Origin of the sequence: Streptomyces sp. SD31 (genome assembly GCF_052068475.1) — a bacterium.
Lineage (GTDB): Bacteria > Actinomycetota > Actinomycetes > Streptomycetales > Streptomycetaceae > Streptomyces.
In genome coordinates this window covers 40,871-57,638 of record NZ_JBQHCX010000026.1, presented here as the reverse complement: position 1 = coordinate 57,638, position 16,768 = coordinate 40,871, and the positions used below count along the sequence as shown (strand labels likewise).

The window sequence follows — 16,768 nt, the reverse complement described above, 5'->3', positions numbered from 1 at the left end:
GCAGGTCCTCCGGCTGCTCGTAGACGTGCAGGCCGGGCACGTGCTCAACGGCCAGCACCTGCACGGCCGTTGCCGATCCGTCGGTCCGGATCTCGTACGGGGACGCGGTCAGCGTCTCCCCGTCGGGGTCGACCTGGGGGTGCGTGAAGCGGACGTGCTTGCCCAGGCTGCGGGCGTACGCGATCTCGGCCCGGGTGGAGTCGCCGATGTAGTCGCCCACGACGAGGACCTCGTCCGCGAGTCGGATCTTGGCGCGGTGCAGCTCATCGAGCCGGGCCTTCAAGGCCTCCGCCTCGGCAGGGTCGGCCCACAGCGGGTGCGGTTCCTTCATGTTGCAGCCGGGCTTGACGACGATGCGCCCGGCGGCGGTCTCCCGCAGGTCGGCCTCCGTCATCTCCGCCATGAAGCGGGTGGATCCGCAGATGGCGACGACGGCCGGGATGCCGAGGTACTCCTTGGCGGCGGCGAGGCGGGGGGCGGTGGTGGGTAACGTCATGACGTCTCCTCTCGGTTGGTCTCGGCAACGGGGTCGACCTTGCGGACCCCGAACGAGAGTCGTTGCGCCCGCCGCACGTCGATCCACGCGGCCCCGTTCTGCGGGGTGTAGTCCTCGGCCGGCGGGGTCTGCGACCGCAGCCTCAGCCGCGGGGTGACCGGCTTCTGGTGCGCGCCCGGGCAGGCGTGACCGAAGGAGTCGCGATGCATGGGCAGGCGGCCGTTCCACATCGGTTTGAACACGCTGTCGATCCGCTCGCTGCACTTCTCGCGGGCCGGGCAGAGGACCATGCCCACGGCGTACGGCCAGTCGGTGAACCCGGTTTCCAGGTCGGCGCGCTGCCGCTCGATCAGCGCATAGGCCGGGTCCGGCTCAGGCCGCGCCACCGGGCTGCCGGGCAGCGGGGCGCGGTACCGGTCAACCAGCTCGGTCAGCCGGTCCACCTCAGCGAGCGCGGCGTGCAGGTACGCGACCATGCTGCCGGGCTCCGGGTTCGGCTCCATCGCGGCGGCCGCCCGGGCGTCCGCCAGCAGGTCGGCCCCCTCCAGCGGGGTGCGGTCGGCGTTCGGGTCGCTCACTGCTCGGTCCCTTCGGTCGCGTCGCCCTGGTCGTCGTCGGCCGGGAGTGAACCGCCGTCCACGTCAACGGGGTTGACGCCGGGGAAGCCCTTCTCGAAGACCGCGTCGGGCGTCCAGGACATGGACGTCTTGCCCGCGCCGCCGGGGTGCAGCCCCGCAGCCCGGGCGGCCCCCTGCGTGTAGGCGAGGCGGGCGAAGGCCGCGCGGAAGATGGGCACGAGGTCCCGGCTCATCACGTACGCCTCAGCCTTCTGCCAGGACGGGTGATCGGGGTCGTCCACCTTCTCGATCGGGGCCGGGGTGCCCTCCGGCCACCAGCCCGCCTTCACGCCGCGCGGGACGGCGCGGGACAGGGCGACGGTGGGGCCGTTGAGCTTGCCCAGGACCGCGCGCAGCGTCTCCGCCTCGGCGCGGCCGTCACCGTCGACCACGACGAGCTGAGCGAAGGTCCGGGCGCCGGCGGGGAGCGAGCGGAGGAAGCGTTCGGCGCGCTCCGCCGTCCACCCGGTCTCGACCGTGCTGATGGTCAGGTTCGCGCCCTGCTGTGCGGCGAGGGTGAGCACCTTCTCGGCGAACTCCTCGCTCGCGCCCTCAATGGTGATCTTCATGCGAGCCTTCCGACGAATTCTTACCCGATTCTCCGGGGTCTGTTGGCGAGTCTGCCCCTCCGGCCCCCTCGCTGTCTAGACCCCGCAGAATCGGGCCAGAAATCTAGACACGTTCGGGTGAAGTGGTGGCACGGTGCGTCTCGGCTCGGATAACGTGCCATATCCGAGGCGATAAAACGGACATGAGGAACCGTCAACTCCGGTTGTCCGAACGGCCCGAAAGTGTCGAACCGCTCGACATGTCGAGCGACTCGACACTATGGTCTGGTAAGTGTCGAGTCAGTCGACAGTTACCCGGACGAAGGAGACGACGTGCCCGAGCATGACGACGGCGCACCCCGCGAGGATCCCGCCCCGCCGCAGCCGCCCATCGACCCGGCGACGCTCACCGCCGGCGGGCCGGGCAAGACGTCCGCCGCGATGCCCGCGGAGTTCACCGCCCGGCTGCGCGCCCGGGTCGAGGAGGCGGGCGGCACGCTGCTGCCGGTTGCCACGTACGAAGAGGCGGACATGGTGCGCACCTCCCTTGCGGCGCTGCGCGGTTGGGCCACCCGCCGGGAACGGCTGCCGGACAACCGGGCCGACCTGATGGCCGCCGCCTGGTGGGCGGGCACCCGCAGTATCGCAGGCCTCGCGGCGGCCGCGGGCGTCTCCCGCGACACCGTGTACGAGGACCTGCGCACCCGGGGCATCGAGCCGACCGACAAGGAGGCCGCCCCCGAACCGGCCCCGCAGCACGCGCCGTTGACGGCCGACGCCGTGAACGAACTCGCCCTGCTGATGGACTCCGTCGTCCGCCCGGCGGTGCTCACCGAGGACGCCGACCCGCTCACCGAGACGGCCTGGGACCTGACCACGGCCCTCTTCCGGATCGCCGGACTGCTCGACGAGGACAGCGACGCACACCGGCGGTGGGGCCGCGACGAACTGGCCCACGACCTCGTCGACCGGCTGAGCGAGGCCCTGCATCACGCGCAGGTCCTCGCCGCCGACGGCGTGAGCGAACAGCAGCTGGCCGGACGGGCGTTGGCCCGGCTCTCGGACCGGATCGCCGACGAGCAGTGGGTCGTCGAGGACGCCACCGTGCGGCTGACCCACCTGGACGGCGACCGGGTCGAGGTCCGCATCCGCCAGGCCGAGCAGCGCGACTTCGTCCCCGCCGGATGGACCCTGCTCGACACCAACCGGCCGCTCGGCGAGCTGACCGGCGCCGAACACCTCGCCCTCCGGACCGCTCTCGACACGATCGCCGAGACCCTGACCCGCCCCCTCGCCCACGGCTCCGCCGTGCCCGGCGAGCACTCCTGACGAAAGGCCACCACCACCATGGACAACCTGACCCGCCGGGCCGCCGACGTCATCGCCGAGGCACTGGAGGACGGGCGCGACGTCGCCGAGTTCCTCGCCCACGCGCTGTGCACCGTGGCCGCCAAGGAGGGCGGCATCGAGGAGGTGTTGCGCAACCGGTCCGGCTCCTGGGAGGCCGGACACGTCCGCAACCTCATGGAAGGCACCGTGGGCCCGTACGGCGAAGGCCTGGACGGGTACCGCACGGCCGCCGAGGGGGCCTGACCGATGGCGCTGCGCCGCTTGTTCGAGTTCGGGTTCCTCGTCAGCTTCGGCACCGCCGCCCTGTGCACGATCCTCGGGCTGTACGCGGCGGACTTCAGCATCAACGACCTGCCCGGCTGGGCCCTGTACCCCTTGACGATCGGGATGCCGACCGCCCTGGCCTGCCTGCTCGCCCGGACGCTGATCATCCTTCAGCCGAGCAACCCGCGCGCCGAGCGCGAGGCCAAGGCCCGGCTGGCCCGGCGGGCGGCCGCCGCGCAGCAGCCGGACGGGGAAGAGCAGCCCCGGTGACCGCCCGGACCTTACGACCGACCACCTCACCCGAAAGGCCGACCACCTCATGCCGCTGAGCGTTCCGCTGCTGCTGGTCCCGGGAGACCCGGACCGCCACTACACCGTCCACGTGCACAGCGCCCACTGGGACGCCGACGTGCTCACCGCAAAGGGCCCCCTGGCACTGGAGGCCGCCGCCAGGGACGGCCTGCGCTCCGTCTCCGAGTGCATCGCCGCCGAGCTGACCGACGCCGACGTTGACCTCATCGCATGCCCGGACGGATCGGCCAAGGCGGTGGCCCGCGTGCTGTGCGACTCCGAGACCTGCGCCGCCGTCGCCGAGCGCTACCGGCGCGACGCCGACGAGGACGTCGAGGCCGAGGCCGCCCGCGCGTGGGCGGCCGGGCAGCTCCAGGGCCAGACCGTGGAACTCCTTAAGCTGCGCGGCGAGTTGGACCGCCCCATGCCCGGCAAGACGCCCGCGGACATGCTCGCCGCCGTGCTGGCCGTCCAGCGGGAGCGCACCGGCGGCTCGTCCGACCGCGTCGTGCTGATGCTGGACGAGGCCGCCCACCTGTTCAGGGAGGGCGGGCTGCTCCCCGGCGACACACAGGAGAGCGTGCGGGCCGAGATCGAGCGCCTGATCCGGACCGGCCGCAAGCCGTACCCGACGGACCTGGACGGCGCCGCCGACCTGCCGACTTGGACGGCACCGGCCCGCGGGTCCATGCCCCTGACGCTCACGGCGGAGGGACGGGCCCACCTGGACCTGCCGAACCCGTACGGCATGACGCCCGAGCACCTGGTGCGCGAGACCGAGATGCTGGCCCGCTCCGGCATCGCGGGCGAGACCCGGCACCTCGGCATGAAACGGCTCGCCGAGCTGTGCGGCGAGCTGGCCCGCCGGCACGATGCCGAACCGCAGCCCCGGCCGTGCCCCGGCGGCTGCCGCGAGGAGGACGACCCCACCCACGACCTGGTGCACCGCATCGGGCACCGGCCCCGTGCCGTCCGGGTGGGTGAGGTGCGGGCCGCCCGCATCACGCCGGGTCCGATGATGCCGTTGCACGTCCTCCCGGAGACGCTCCCGGACGACGACGCGGCCCTCGTGCTCGTCTACCGCAAGGACACCCCGGGCCTCGGTCTGCTCGACGCCCTCCTCTCCGGCAGCGAGGACGCCGTACAGGGCGCCATCACCGGCACCCTGCGGTGGCTCACCGCGGACGGGAAGTGACCGCCATGCAGATGGCCACCGTCACCCTCGCCGACGGCACGAATGCCGTCGTCCACTCCGAGGGCACGGCCTGGAGCCCGGTCACCGTAGACAGGCACGGCGGCCGCGCCGGGCTCGTCAAGGACCTCCTGGCGCTCGTCGACACCGAAGCCGCGAGCCTCGGCTGTGCCGCACTGCGCCAGGCCAGCACGGCGGCCGCGAACGTCGTCGTGAACGACGAACACGGCGTGCTGTACGCCCAGGTGCGGGTCCTGTGCACCCACGCCGAGTGCCGGACCCTCGCCGAGCACTGCGAGAAGGTCGGCAAGCCCGACCCCGATGCCGCCGCCGCCCGGGTGTGGGCCCTGACGCAGGCCTCCGCCGACCACGACCGAGGAGCAGAACAGCCAGTGAGCGCCGAGCAGATCGACCCGACCACCGTCGTCGCCACGTACTTCGAGGACCGGATCAGCCAGGCGCAGAAGGAGGTGGAAGAGGCTCAGGCCGCGGTCGCCGCCGCCCAGGCCAAGGTGGCCCAGCGGGAGGCCGAGCGGGACGCGTTCGCCCGGGACGGCTCCCTCCCCCCGGCCGCGTACAACAGTGCGACCGGGCAGCCGGAATGGGAGCTGTGCCAGTGGGCCCAGACCCGCAGCGCCCGTGTCGCCTTCAAGGACCTGAGCCCCGGCGGTGACGCCGTCTTCAACCGGCTGCGGGAAGAGGAGAAGGCCGCGCACACGTGGCTGCGGGAGCACGGCTACACCGTCCCCGACCCGTTCGGAGGGAAGGCGTGAACGAGGAGTACACCGAGGCGGGGGCGGCGGAATGACGGCTGTCGACGAGGAGTACGGGACCGAGCTGGAGCCGGTGGAAGTCGTCGACGGCGAGCTCGTCGACGACGAGGACGCCGGGTCCGAGGGCGCGGTCGAGGCGTACGACCCGGCGACGGCCGCCGTGCTCAAGGCCCTGGATAAGGACGCCGAGGAGCACCTCCAGCGGGTCCGGCCGCGCAAGACGCGCACCGGGTACGCCCGCGACTGGGAGCTGTGGGTCGAGTTCCACGTCTGGCTGAAGGCGAAGACCGGCACGCAGCTCCCGCTCAGCGCCGTCACCGTCGGTACCTTCGTGGGCTTCGTGACGTGGCTGGACGAGGTGAAGGAGGCGGCGCCGAACTCGATCGAGCGCAGGATCACCGGCGTCACCTCGGAGGCTCGCCGCTTCGGGTACACCGTGCCCAAGGCGGCCACCGAGGCGGCCCGTCGGGCGCTGAAGCCGCTGAAGAAGGACAAGGAGCGGCAGGCCCGGGGACGTGGCAAGGCGGCCGCCATCGCCCCGAAGGACCTGCACGCGATGAACACGGCGGCCCGCGAGCGTGCCCCGCAGGAAGGCGCCCGGCGCCGCCGTACGTACGTGGTGCCGGAGCTGGCCCGGCTGCGGGACCGGGCGCTGAACACGCTGAAGTTCGCCGTGGCCGGGCGCAACGAGGAGATGTCCGTACTCGACGACGCGCACATCAAGCTCCTCGACGAGGGTCTTGCGGTGCACGTCCCGGAGGTCAAGGACCGTCCGGCCCGGGACGTTCCCGTCACCTACGGCGAGAACGCCGACACGTGCCCGGTGCGCTGCTGGCTGGCCTGGCAGACGGCCAAGCTCGCCGCCGGGGCCAAGCCGGGCGGCCCCGCGTTCCTCCCGGTCGACCAGTGGGGCTACCTGGGCTCCGCCCGGCTGTCGCCGGATGGCGTCGGCCGCGCCATGGCCCGGGCCGCCAAGTACGCGGGCCTGACCGGCCGTCGCATCACCGGGCACTCCGGCCGGCGGGGGCTGGTCACCACCGGCCGCAAGAGCGGCAGGCGGGTCGAGAAGCTGCGCAAGCAGGGCGGCTGGAGCGCGAACTCGCCGGTGTTCTGGGAGTACGTCGACGAGGGCGAGATGTTCGAGGACGCCGCCACCGAAGGGATCGGACTGTGACGACCGTGACCGACCACCGAACCGAGAAGGGGGACGCGGAATGAGCCGCACCCGACAGGCAGCTCGCCTCGCCGCGCACCTCGGCGAGGTCACCGGAGTCACGGTCACCTTGGTGTACGACAGCGGACCCCGCTGGAACATGAGCTGGGCCGACGGCCCGACTCGCGACCAGATGCGCGCCCACCTCACCGAGGCTCTGGCCGGGCACCACTTCCCCGACATGCGCGACCGGAAGCTGCACCTGCACCGGGGAACGTCCTCCAGGGCATGGGCGGCCCGGGCCATCGCTTCCCGCCGCGAGGGAACTCTCGCGCCCGCCGTCGCCGAGGGCGCCGCCTGGCGCCGTTCCCATCCGTCGCCGTACCGGCTCGGGAACAGCGACCTCACCCCGGAGGACTACGCGCTGCTGCTGCACGTCGAGCAGCTGATCGAGGACACCGCCTATCCGGAGCGAGCCAGCGCCCCCGAAGACGAACCGCTCATCGAGCAGCTGCTTGCCGCGGCCGGCGGCCGGGGAGCCAGTGAGTACAAGATGGCCCCCATCCTGCTTAACGCGGACCGCGCTCCGTCCGGTGAAGAGCCGCCGCAGCTGCGGCCCGTAGCAAGCGAGGAGCAGCCGATGCCGCCTCGGATCAGGATGGATGAGCAGGCGACCGAGGCAGCCGAGACCGCCACCGCACGCTTCCTCCAGGCCCTGCCCGGAGCCCGCGAGGTGACCACCACCGGGGAACTGGCCGCGATCCTCACCCGACTGCCCGCGGACACCCCGCTGTTCCTCGCCGACCCGGTCGCGCACCCGGGCCCGGTCGAGGACCCGGCGCACGCCGTGGTCGCCCACCTCACCGCCTGCGCAGAGCCAGCCGACCCCGACGACCTCAACAGCGAGCACCGGATGCGGCCCGCCCTGGGGCTCACCACCATCCGGGTCGGCTACGGCCAGGACCCCGGCGCCGAGTTCGAGCGAGACGGCGTGGAGCCGTACGACAAGCTGGCCCGCGCCGAGTACCGACTGGACTCGACCGGCGACCTCGTCGGAGGGATTCGCGACGCCGCCGACGTCGTCGAGTCGATCGCCGTACTGCTCGACGCAGGCGCCAAGTTCATCCCGTCCGACCACGACGCGTACGCCACGGTCACGATCGAGACCTCCCGGCTGCGGCACGCTGCTGAGCGGCTGCGCAAGGCAGCACCCGACGCTCAGACAGCCAGCGAGTAGTAACCCGCCCAAGGCAAGGAGGAGGTGAGAGAGCCATGGCCGTCGACTACGCCGAGCTCTGGAAGGCGCTGAACCCGCGTCAGCAGTTCTACCTGAAGACCATCTTCGAGGAGGACCAGGGACGGGAGGCCGCGCAGCGCGCGGCGGGCGCGTCGGGGAACTACAACCGTCTCCCCGCCGCCGAGTGGCGCACGATCGACGCGTACCACGAACCGGCCGTACCCGACCTGGTGGGCCGCACCGAGCTCCAGATCCGTTGGCGCGGAGCCGGGCACCACGACCAGGGCACCGGCTCCACCATCAAGGTCCTGGTGGAACACGACCTGATCACCCTGGACGACCGAGCCACCCCGTTCGGGCGGATGCACCAGGTCGCCATGACCAAGCACGGCCGGGCCCTGATGCGGTGGGTGACCAAGCCCCGCGCCTCCCGCACGAAGGTGCCGCTCAAGGAGCGGGCCGCCGAGGTCCTCGGACAGCTCTACGAGGCGTCCAGCAACCCCAAGGGATACCTGGACTGGGCGCGCTCGCCCACCATCGACAAGGAGCTCATCCCGCGCGGGCTGGCCCGCTCGCGCGGCACCTACCAGGGGTTCGAGATCACCGAGGAGGGCGTCGCCCACCTTGCCGAGCACCACGCCGCCTACGCCGCGGCGTACCCGAAGCTGAACCTGCCCGACCCGTCGGGCGGGGTCGGCTGGCCGGAGGAGGCGGACCGGCTGCTCGACGGGCTGCGGGGCGAATGCTGGTCGCTCGCCCACGCATCCGAGAGGGCCGAAAAGAGGGCGCAGGAGGAACGCGCCCGGGCCGACGTCGAGTTCAAGGAGGAGTTCCACCGGCAGGAGGGGCAGCTGGCCCTGGCGATGTACCGGGAAGTCTCCGAGCTCAAGCGCGCCCACGCGAAGGCCCTGGCGGACACCTTCGACGGCTACCGGACGAAGATGCGGATCGTACTGGCGGAGCGTCTGCCGCAGTACACGGCCGCCACGCTCGCCGCGGTGACCGCGGTCGTCGAGGGCGCCGACCCCGTGGCAGCGATCCGCGCCCAGACGGCGGCCGCCGTGGCGGAACTGCCGGCGTACACCCCGACCGGGGTGGTCGCGGTCGACGTGGAGGGCGAGCGTCTGTACGCGGAATGCCAGCGCAAGCGGCTGCGCCGGGCGACCACCAACCGCAAGGGCAAGGCGAAGGCCGCCGCCGGGCTCCACACCGAGGCAGTGCCCACCCCGGCGCGCGGCACCGTACTCGAACAGCCGTGGGCACTGGCCGTGCATCTGCACCGCGCCCTGCGGGACGGCTACCTCTACCGGCTGCTCAACGCTCCGCCGGAGGAGGAACAGCCGCGCAAGCGCCGCCCGGCCGGGCTGCTGGACGCCCCCGCCCTGCGGCTGCTCGTCGCCCTGGTGGGCACCGAGCACCCCCGGCGGGAGCACCACGCCCGCGGCGAGGTCGAACGGTACGGTCAGGCGACCGAGGAGGAGCTGGCGGCGATTCCGCGCGGCTTGTTCTCGTACGAGGTCAAGCAGGCGACCCGCAGCACGAAGGCGCCCGGAGTCCTCGTCGACCGGGGCCTTGCCGAGTACACGAACCTGGTCCGGTTCGACGCCTACGGCCACTACGGGGACAACTGGCCGCTGCTGCACGTCACCCAGGCCGGTCGGGACCATCTCGCCGAACACCGCGACGCGTACGCCGAGTTCCATCCCGATGTCAGGCTTCCCACCCAGTCGGCCCCGGCCGCCGTCGACTGACGGCACCCCGCCCATCGACACGGAGGCCGCCACCCCGCCCTGGGGATGGCGGCCTCCGTCGCGCCGTGCGCGGTTACTGGACTCGGCGGATCAGGCGGTAGGCCTGGTGGCGGCTGATGCCGCAGTGTTGTTCGGCGTAGTCGCCGAACGTCGTGTACCCGATGGCCCTGTAGAGCTGGCCTGCCTGGATCTGCGCGAGTGTGGCGGCGAACTGTTGGGCGTCTGGCACGTTGCCGGGTGTGGTGCTCATGCGGCCTAGGCCTCTCGTACTCGGCTCCGCTGGTTGCCCGACATGTTCACACAGCGGGCCCCAGCCTGCGGGGAGGCCGGGCCCAAGGGGGCGGTGCTCCTATCTCGGACATCAGCCGCAAGGTACGGCCGTCGGGGCCATCTCGCCGAACATTGCGACGCGTACGCCGAGTTCCATCCCGACGTCACGCTTCCCGTCCGGACGGCCCCGGCGTACGGCGGACATAGAAGAACCGAGCCGGTGCCGGCCGACTCGGTTCCTGTCTTAACTACGGGTCCTTCTAGGGGCTGATGAAGGGTGCGATGAGTTCTCCGAGGCTCCATCCGAGCAGAGCCGCAGCGAACCATTGAACCCGCCCGTCTGCGGAGGCGAACCGTCTGATCACGTCGGAGAGGACGAACGTGAAGATGGCCGCAACTCCTATCTGTATGAGGGCGTGTTGGAGGCTCCCGAATTCTGGGCTGGTCGAATTGATCAGCGCAGAGCAGAGGGGAACATACAGGGAATGGATGAGCTGTCCGGCAATCACCATGAGGCAGAGCAGGAACACCATTGGTATCTCCTTGCAGGTGGCCTCGCGGGTCGCTCACTCCGGCAAGAATCGACACGATCCGCGAGGGGGTATTGGGTTTGCCGACAAGGTTGCCTTATGGACGTCGGGAATGTCGAGAGGAGGTCACGGCGGGAAAAAGACCGCAGTTAGGTATTGACAAAGCCCCCATTTTGACCCTTCACTGGATCACTGGGCTTTAGTGCAATCAAGCTAGAGCCGACACCAATGGATCCTGCGATTGAACTGGCAGTTTTCCTTGTCTGGTGGTTCGCCGCCCTCTTCACTCCGGCAAGAATGACGGGGGGCGGCGAACGGACTCTTTGGCGTCACCGCAGCCACGCACAGTTTCATAGCGCGAGTTGTTGATGTTCCTCAGCCTCCGGGCGCTGCCAGCGAATCGGAGGCTTTCGCCTTTCCCCCCACGGGTCACGGAGCCGGGAGAGGGAAGCGCTCGGACTTGCGCTACTGCTGTCCGTGCCGTTCGGGGAACGGTCTCGGGAACAACGGAACGGCCATTGGCGCCGCCTCGAAACTCGCGGTCGGCCACTGTCGGCCCGTGGTCGGGGCACGGGGATTCGGGCGGGAGCCGCTTAGGATCCGTCCTCGTGACACAGACATTCGAGGACCTGGTGGGATTGCAGCTGGAGGCCGACGAGGCGCACGCGCGGGTACTGGAGCTGCGGGACACCTTCGGCAGGCCGACGGCCGGGCCGTGGAGCGAGGAGCAGACCGCGGCGTACGAGGAGGCCTGGCAGGAGTGGCGGGATCGGGCCTGGAAGACGCAGAGGGCCGTCACCTCGTACGCGAAGGAGGCGGACAGGCCGCGGTGTGAGGTCGAGGCCGACCTGCGCAAGCAGGCCCGGCACCCCGAGGCGCAGGCGGCATAGCCCCCGATCCGCTGCCCAAGATCCAGGCATTGAACTTTAAGGAACAGACCAGCTCCCCAGCCAAGTGCGGTGAGGGGCGGGGCGCGGCGCCGTTCCGCACTGTCCGTACGGCGCTCAGCCACCCCTTGGCTCCTGGTGACGGTGGCCGGTCTGTTCCTTAAAGTTCAGATCGGGGGCGAACGGGCCCGGGCAATTCGGCGGCGGGAGTAGGGTGAGCTCCAGCGCGGTACCCGGTCGCGTATGCCGTCCCCGACGGACAAAGGTCTCTTGAGAGATCCCGGGCCTTGGCAAAGAGGCCGTCCCCCGGAATCCATAGAGTGGCCCGATGAGCTCAGCGACCCAGGCCCCGGACCCGTACGCCATCCTCACCGGCTGGCTCGCCGGGGCGTACGTCCGGCCCGACGGGCAGCAGGTCATCGGCCGCGTCTGGGACGAGGACACCAAGTACCGCTACGGCCTCTACCTCGCCGGGATCGACGCCCCGCCCGGCTGGAAGCAGGACTGGTTCACCTACATCGGCGATCTCGTCTGGCACTTCGAGCCCCTGCACATCCAGGACTGGGCCTCGAGGCTCACCGCCTTCGACGGCAGCCCGCTCGCCGCCGCCTCCCGCGGCCGCGCCGTCTCCGCCGTCCGCTCCTTCTACACCCACTGCGAGGACGACCTCGGCGCTGCCCGCTGGAACCTGCCGCCCCGCCGTGCGCTCGCCGGGCCCACCCCGCCGGCCGAGCGCGAGACCCTCACCCGCTTCCAGACCGACGCACTGCGCACCGCCGCCGACCGCTACCGCGGCCCCCACCCCGAACGCGCCCGCCTCGCCGCCTACATGACCCTCGCAGGCCTGCGCCCCGGCCAGTCCATCGCCGCCGTCATGCAGTACCTCCAGCGCGACAACGCCGCCGGGCCCGCCTGGCGACTGCCGGTGAAGAACAACAGTGCCTCCGCCGTCGGCCCGCTCACCCCCATCCCCCGGCCGCTGGTGTGGGCGCTGGACGAGTACCTGCCGGTGCGCACCCACAAGGCCCCGCACTCCACCGAGAGCGAGGGCCCGCTCCTTGTATCCCGCACCGGCCGCGGCCTCGATCACGTCACCTTCACCCGGCTGCTGCGCGAGGTCGCCGCCACCCACCCCGACCTCGAAGAGATCGCCCCCGGCCTGCACCCGGACGTCGTCGCCCACTCACCCAGCCCGTTCGCCGACGAGTCCGGCCCGGCCGGCGGGGACGGGCGATGACGCTGTACCGGGCCATCCTCCAGTTCGTGGAGGACGGCCCGGCCGTCACCGGCGAGTGGCAGGACAACCCCGCCGTCGCCCGCGCCACCTACAAGGGGTGGCTCGGGCTCTACACCCACGACCCCGCCGTCGTCGTCCAGTTCGTCGCCGACGAGGACGACGGGACGCGCCGGATCATCCGCAAGTGGGTCGTCGACCGGGAGGTCGTCACCGAGGAGGACGACCCGCTGTAAGCCCCGCCGGACGGGCGGTCAGTAGTCGTCTCCACAGTCGTTGTCGCAGTTCCACATGAACTCGCCCCGGACCAGGTCCGCCGGGTCCTCATCCACATCGGCGTACCGGTCGAGAGCGAAGGGCCCCTCCGTGGCGCCGGGGAACGCCTTGTCCAGGACGGACCGCAGGTGATCGATGTCCGGGAACCCGGCGATGTCCTGGTCGTCGGTGTCCGCGCGCAGCGCGCCCTTGAGGGCGTCGGGACCGCCGAGGGCCAGGTCGGGGGTGAGCCACCGGCCGCGGCCGCCGTCGGCGCGGGCGATCACCCACGCCCAGATGCCGTGCGAGTGCAGGCCGCCGCCCCAGTGCGGGCCATGGAAGTCCTGATCGCTGACGCGGTACACGGCGGGCTCGGGACACTGACCGGCACGGTGCAGGACGAAGGCGTAGCGGCACTGCGGGCACCAGGCGTGCGCCGTGGGATTGTCCGGTTCAGGGTCGAGCGGCTGCCCCGTCTCGGCGGCGCGCAGCAGTGTGGTGTACTTCCCGCCGCCGGGGGTCTTCTGGGCGTCGCGTGCCCGCTGGGCAGCGGTGGACTGATTCCTGGGCATCAGGTGCTCCGATGGGCGGCCCCACGCTCCGCCGGATCGAGGCACGACGGGATCGCACGGGCCCCGCAGGACCTTGGCCACAGCCGACCCGGGCGGCGTGGGCGCCGGTCGACGGCGGACGGCAGTGCGTGTCCAGCCGCGCCCACCATAGCCCCTTCAGGGCGCCATATCCCGGCTTCTGCGGCCGACATGAGCGGCCCCTCACGCCGTCGCCAGCGCCGACATGCGTCAGCCGCAGCTCAGCGGTCCCATGGAGACATGGCGACCACGATGTCCGTGTCGTTCGGTCTGGTCTCCGTGCCCGTCCTGGTCTCGCCCGCCACGGAAGACCACCGCATCCGCCTGCATGAGGTGCACCGGCGCTGCGGAGGGCGTCTCCGACACCGCCGGGTGTGTGAGCTGGACGGCCAGGAGGTCGCCTATGCGGACGTGGCGCGCGGCGTGGAGGCGCCGGACGGCACGATGGCTGTGCTGGACGATGCCGCCCTGGAGCGGCTGCCGCTGCCGACCCGGCGCGTCATCGAGGTGCTGGGGTTCGTCCCGGGCGACACCATCGACCCCATCTCCTACCAGCGCGCCTACTACGCCCGTGCCGCCGGCGCGGCCGCCGGCGCGGCCGCCGAGCGGCCGTACGAGGTCCTCGTCGCCGCGCTGGCCCGGACCGGGCTGGTGGGGATCGCCAAGACCGCCCTCAGCACACGCGAGCGGCTGGCCGTGCTCCGGCCCCGATCCGGGGTGCTGACGATTCACACCGTCTTTTGGCCGGACGAGATCCGTGAGCCGGGTCCTGCGCCCACGCTCCCGGTCACCGACCGCGAGCTGGAGCTTGCCGAGCTGCTGCTGACCCAGTTGCTGGGCATCGACCCCTCCGCCGTGCGCGACGAGTACAGCGAGGCCCTGAACCGGCTCGTCGCCGCGGTGACCGCGGGCAGGGAGCTGGAGGCGCCGGCGGGGCCGCGCGAGCCTCCCCAGGATCTGATGGCGGCGCTGGAGGCGAGTATCCGTGCGTCACGACGCGGCGGAGGGGCCACGTGATGGCGCAGGAACTGCTGCGGGAGGCGGCCGCGCTGCTGCGGCGCCGCGCCTCGGAGGCCGCCGAGTCCCCTGACGAGCGATGGATGGTCGACCAGGACGAGACGGGCGCGCTGCTGGTGGCTGCCTTCACCCCGCAGGACGTCGAAGCGGACGGCACCGTGAGCAGCAGCGCCCTGGCCACCCTTGCCTATCCGGACAGTTCCGGCCGTACACGTACGCGCGGGCCTTCGCGGCGGCCTCCCACATGGCCGCGCTCGATCCCCAGGGGGCGGTGGCTCTCGCTGTCTGGCTGGAGACGACGGCGTCGTTCGAGGACAGGGCCGAGGAGCTCGGCGGCACCGAGGCGGCAGCACCGCTGATCGACCCGGCCGCCCGCTTCGCTCGCCTCTACCTGCGGACGGCCGCCGCTGGGTGAACGAAGCAGGCCCCGGACCGGAGTCCGGGGCCTGCACAGCGATCTGTCCTGCACAGCAGGAACGCGACCAAGTTGCGATCCTCACCCCGGAAGCCGTTCCGGGCTTTCGACCGCGCCGGTGCTGCGCGGTGTGCCACTCCGCCAAAGCGGGCCTACATGCGAGGCGAAGAGCACCTCTGCTGTAGTTGCGATCCAACTCCACGCGTGCGCGGGAGCCCTCAACCCTCTCGGGCTGAGGTGGTTCCCACCGTAGCAGCGCCCACCGACAACGCGGTCTTCTTCGCCGCTTCCGCCCTCGCACGGGTGACTCACCCCAGAAACTCACCTCTTAAGAGGTGAGTTGAGGGTGCGGGGTGGCGGAGAAACCCCTCGAACAGGGCGGGCACGTCGCTACGCTGGTCACCGTGTGCGGCGCTCCCCCCGTGGCGCCGCACTCTCCTTTTCTCCCGTCCGGCGTACGCGTCAGGCAGTGCTCTCCAGGAAGTCGTTCACCAGCGGAACGTCCTTGCGTACGGCGAGCTTGGAGCGTAGGTCGTCCAGGGTGGAGGTGCCGCGAGCGGAGGTGACGCCGCCCATGTGCTCGACGGCCCGGTGCGCGGTGTCCACGGCGCCGTCGAGGTCGTCGAGGGCGATCCGGGCCTCCGCCTCCCGAGCGAGGTAGATGGCGGCGCCGCGGGGGAAGTCGTCCTCGCGGTAGACGTCGGCGCTGCGCCGCCCGTCCTCGGCGGCGGTGAAGTGCGCCAGTGCCTCCCCCGGGCGTCCGAGGTTGAGCGCGCAGGACCCGGCGAGCATCCTCAGCTCGCCGAGGTTGACCCAGTACACGCAGTCCGGGTCCTCCTCCGGGGAACGGTCGCGGGCCCGGTCGTAGGCGTCCAGTGCGGCGTTCTGGGAGCGGGCGGAGGCCCGGGAGTCGCCCGCGTGCGCGTGGGCGCGTGCGAGCCGGGCGTGCAGCATCGCCGTCATCCTCGGCGAGCCGATCCGGCGAGCCTGTCCAAGGGCGCCGTCGACGAGGTCGGCCGCGCCATGCGGGTCGCCGGTCGAGTAGCGCATGATCGCCCAGAAGGCGAGCGTGTTGGCGGTGACCACCGGGTCGTTGGACGAGGCGGCCGCCCGCAGCGCGCCCAAGTAGTACTCCTCAGCCAGGGCGTGATAGCCGGAGTCGTACGCGGTCCACGCGCAGATCCGGGCCGCCTCGGCCGCCGTGCCATACAGCTGGCGGGCGGTCTCCTCGGTGGTCGTCCTGGTCTTGAGAGTCGTCGTGATGAGCCGGAGCTGGGCACGGGCGGAGGCGTGGACCTGGCCGGAGCCGAGTTGGTCGTCCTGGCGGCGCAGGATGGCGAGAGCCTTGTCGAAGAGGGCGGGTGTCTGCTGGCCGATGCGGCGGCCGCGGGAACTGGCGGTGGCTGGCTCGGCGTTGGCGGCCCCGGCGAGCAGCGGGGCTATGCCCGTAACGACCAGGAATCCCCTGCGATCCATAGGCCCTCCTGTGGAGGCGACGCGGTCCAGTAGCTCGATCGTGGTCTGCGGGTTCCACGCGGCGTCAAGTAGTTGCCGCTCTCGGATGCATGCCAGCTTCAGCCACTCCGGCCAGGGCCGGGCCGTGACCTCCTCCGCCGGGATGCCGTGCAGGGCCGCCATCGCCAACTGGGCGGGCATCTCCGGGGTGATGCCGTACCGGGTCCAGCGTGTGACCCGCTTGCGGTCCTTCGTCGCGATCCGGCCGTACCCGAGCCTGCGGTGCACGACGTCTAATCGCGTCAAGTAGTCGGTGGCTGACCAGCCATTGAGGTGGAGCAGGTAGGTCAGCGGATGCCCGTCAATCTCCACCCCCTCATGGTGCCCGCTCAGGCGGCGGGCCGACACGAACAGAGCCGAACCCACCTGCGGCATGGGAACGC

The 16,768-nt window shown here is 71.6% G+C and carries 19 protein-coding genes and 1 pseudogene; 13 read left to right on the top strand and 7 right to left on the bottom strand.

What is annotated here, in order from left to right; all coding sequences use genetic code 11:
• Window positions 1–121: 121 nt before the first annotated feature.
• From ACTMVF_RS39880 to ACTMVF_RS39870, 3 genes and pseudogenes are all read right to left on the bottom strand, one after another.
• Window positions 122–496, bottom strand: a pseudogene (locus ACTMVF_RS39880) (hypothetical protein); the annotation flags it as partial.
• The gene (locus tag ACTMVF_RS39875) at window positions 493–1,074 is read right to left on the bottom strand and encodes a hypothetical protein (protein ID WP_441275992.1); all 582 of its coding nucleotides are present in this window, start codon (window positions 1,072–1,074) and stop codon (window positions 493–495) included. The gene ACTMVF_RS39875 and the pseudogene ACTMVF_RS39880, both read right to left, overlap by 4 nt.
• Entirely contained in the window at window positions 1,071–1,682 is a 612-nt protein-coding gene (locus ACTMVF_RS39870; RefSeq protein WP_441275991.1) for a hypothetical protein, read from the bottom strand. The genes ACTMVF_RS39875 and ACTMVF_RS39870 overlap by 4 nt, the downstream gene beginning before the upstream one ends.
• Window positions 1,683–1,994: 312 nt before the next feature.
• Here ACTMVF_RS39870 and ACTMVF_RS39865 point away from each other — a divergent pair, with 312 nt between their 5' ends.
• From ACTMVF_RS39865 to ACTMVF_RS39830, 8 genes are read left to right on the top strand one after another with little or no spacing between them, the layout of a single operon-like run.
• Window positions 1,995–2,990, top strand: a complete 996-nt coding sequence (locus ACTMVF_RS39865; protein ID WP_441275990.1) for a hypothetical protein — start codon at window positions 1,995–1,997, stop codon at window positions 2,988–2,990.
• A gap of 18 nt (window positions 2,991–3,008) precedes the next feature.
• A complete protein-coding gene (locus ACTMVF_RS39860) occupies window positions 3,009–3,254 on the top strand; it encodes a hypothetical protein (protein ID WP_441275989.1) in 246 nt (81 codons plus the stop codon).
• Window positions 3,255–3,257: 3 nt separating this feature from the next.
• A complete protein-coding gene (locus ACTMVF_RS39855; protein WP_441275988.1) occupies window positions 3,258–3,545 on the top strand; it encodes a hypothetical protein in 288 nt (95 codons plus the stop codon).
• 49 nt (window positions 3,546–3,594) lie between these two features.
• Complete coding sequence (locus tag ACTMVF_RS39850) at window positions 3,595–4,761, top strand: hypothetical protein (protein WP_441275987.1); 1,167 nt, start codon at window positions 3,595–3,597, stop codon at window positions 4,759–4,761.
• A complete protein-coding gene (locus tag ACTMVF_RS39845; RefSeq protein WP_441275986.1) occupies window positions 4,758–5,531 on the top strand; it encodes a hypothetical protein in 774 nt (257 codons plus the stop codon). Before ACTMVF_RS39850 ends, ACTMVF_RS39845 begins: the two co-directional genes overlap by 4 nt.
• A 31-nt stretch (window positions 5,532–5,562) precedes the next feature.
• On the top strand, window positions 5,563–6,705 hold the full coding sequence (locus ACTMVF_RS39840) for a hypothetical protein (protein ID WP_441275985.1): 1,143 nt from the start codon (window positions 5,563–5,565) through the stop codon (window positions 6,703–6,705).
• Between the two features lie 40 nt (window positions 6,706–6,745).
• Window positions 6,746–7,921, top strand: a complete 1,176-nt coding sequence (locus ACTMVF_RS39835; RefSeq protein ID WP_441275984.1) for a hypothetical protein — start codon at window positions 6,746–6,748, stop codon at window positions 7,919–7,921.
• 35 nt (window positions 7,922–7,956) lie between these two features.
• The gene (locus tag ACTMVF_RS39830) at window positions 7,957–9,672 is read left to right on the top strand and encodes a hypothetical protein (protein ID WP_441275983.1); all 1,716 of its coding nucleotides are present in this window, start codon (window positions 7,957–7,959) and stop codon (window positions 9,670–9,672) included.
• A gap of 73 nt (window positions 9,673–9,745) precedes the next feature.
• Here the strand turns inward: ACTMVF_RS39830 and ACTMVF_RS39825 are convergent, their stop codons facing one another.
• Window positions 9,746–9,922 carry a hypothetical protein gene (locus ACTMVF_RS39825; protein WP_441275982.1) on the bottom strand — a complete coding sequence of 59 codons (177 nt, stop codon included), beginning with the start codon at window positions 9,920–9,922 and terminating at the stop codon, window positions 9,746–9,748.
• 280 nt (window positions 9,923–10,202) lie between these two features.
• Window positions 10,203–10,475: a hypothetical protein gene (locus ACTMVF_RS39820; protein ID WP_441275981.1), complete on the bottom strand. Its 273-nt coding sequence runs from the start codon at window positions 10,473–10,475 to the stop codon at window positions 10,203–10,205.
• A 605-nt stretch (window positions 10,476–11,080) separates the two neighbouring features.
• Between ACTMVF_RS39820 and ACTMVF_RS39815 the strand changes: the two genes are divergently transcribed.
• The 3 genes from ACTMVF_RS39815 (at window position 11,081) to ACTMVF_RS39805 (ending at window position 12,829) form a co-directional block, all read left to right on the top strand.
• On the top strand, window positions 11,081–11,362 hold the full coding sequence (locus ACTMVF_RS39815; protein ID WP_441275980.1) for a hypothetical protein: 282 nt from the start codon (window positions 11,081–11,083) through the stop codon (window positions 11,360–11,362).
• A 325-nt stretch (window positions 11,363–11,687) separates the two neighbouring features.
• On the top strand, window positions 11,688–12,596 hold the full coding sequence (locus tag ACTMVF_RS39810; RefSeq protein ID WP_441275979.1) for a hypothetical protein: 909 nt from the start codon (window positions 11,688–11,690) through the stop codon (window positions 12,594–12,596).
• Window positions 12,593–12,829 (top strand): hypothetical protein, encoded by a 237-nt coding sequence (locus ACTMVF_RS39805; RefSeq protein ID WP_441275978.1) that lies wholly within the window; start codon window positions 12,593–12,595, stop codon window positions 12,827–12,829. The genes ACTMVF_RS39810 and ACTMVF_RS39805 overlap by 4 nt, the downstream gene beginning before the upstream one ends.
• 18 nt (window positions 12,830–12,847) lie before the next feature.
• Here the strand turns inward: ACTMVF_RS39805 and ACTMVF_RS39800 are convergent, their stop codons facing one another.
• On the bottom strand, window positions 12,848–13,420 hold the full coding sequence (locus ACTMVF_RS39800) for a hypothetical protein (RefSeq protein ID WP_441275977.1): 573 nt from the start codon (window positions 13,418–13,420) through the stop codon (window positions 12,848–12,850).
• Between the two features lie 258 nt (window positions 13,421–13,678).
• Between ACTMVF_RS39800 and ku the strand changes: the two genes are divergently transcribed.
• Together ku and ACTMVF_RS39790 are read left to right on the top strand one after the other, a co-directional pair.
• The gene (gene ku / locus ACTMVF_RS39795; protein ID WP_441275976.1) at window positions 13,679–14,455 is read left to right on the top strand and encodes a non-homologous end joining protein Ku; all 777 of its coding nucleotides are present in this window, start codon (window positions 13,679–13,681) and stop codon (window positions 14,453–14,455) included.
• A 244-nt stretch (window positions 14,456–14,699) separates the two neighbouring features.
• Entirely contained in the window at window positions 14,700–14,870 is a 171-nt protein-coding gene (locus tag ACTMVF_RS39790) for a hypothetical protein (protein WP_441275975.1), read from the top strand.
• Window positions 14,871–15,332: 462 nt separating this feature from the next.
• Here ACTMVF_RS39790 and ACTMVF_RS39785 read toward each other — a convergent pair whose 3' ends face one another.
• Window positions 15,333–16,697 (bottom strand): transcriptional regulator, encoded by a 1,365-nt coding sequence (locus ACTMVF_RS39785; protein ID WP_441275974.1) that lies wholly within the window; start codon window positions 16,695–16,697, stop codon window positions 15,333–15,335.
• Between the last annotated feature and the right edge of the window lie 71 nt (window positions 16,698–16,768).